Here is a 469-nt window from a genome sequence, read left to right as displayed (position 1 = left end):
CGCCGCGAGGCCGCCACCGAGCGCGAAGGTCGCCGAGATCACGAAGTTGGGGTTCACGCCCATCAGGCCCGCGACGTTGCGGTTTTCCGCCGTCGCACGCATGGCGCGGCCGAGCTTGGTGCGGTTCACGAGTTGCGTGAGACCGAACATGACGAGGAAGGCGACCACGACGATCACGATGCCCGTGCCATTGGTCACGGCACCCGCATGCTCGCCGCGTTGCGGGATCACGGTCATGGCGTCGGTGGGCAGCAACTGCGGGAACGAGAGGGGGTTGCGCGACCAGATCAGCATGGCGATCGTCTGCAGAAGCAGCGACACGCCGATGGCCGTGATCAGCGGCGCGAGACGCGGCGCATTGCGCAACGGCCGGTAGGCCACGCGCTCGATCACGAAGTTGGTCAGGGCACACACGGGCATGCACACGAGTGTGGCAATGGCCAGCATGAGCGCCGGGTTCATGTCCGGC

At 67.0% G+C, this 469-nt stretch carries 1 protein-coding gene; it reads right to left on the bottom strand.

Features of this window, described 5'->3' with window-relative positions:
* On the bottom strand, positions 1–469 hold a 469-nt coding region (locus W930_RS28915; RefSeq protein ID WP_235195587.1), incomplete at both ends, for a branched-chain amino acid ABC transporter permease.

Source organism: Pandoraea sp. E26 (genome assembly GCF_000681415.1).
Classification (GTDB): Bacteria; Pseudomonadota; Gammaproteobacteria; order Burkholderiales; family Burkholderiaceae; genus Pandoraea; species Pandoraea pnomenusa.
Note: the sequence above shows the minus strand (reverse complement) of the source record. Positions and strands in the feature narration are given on the sequence as shown.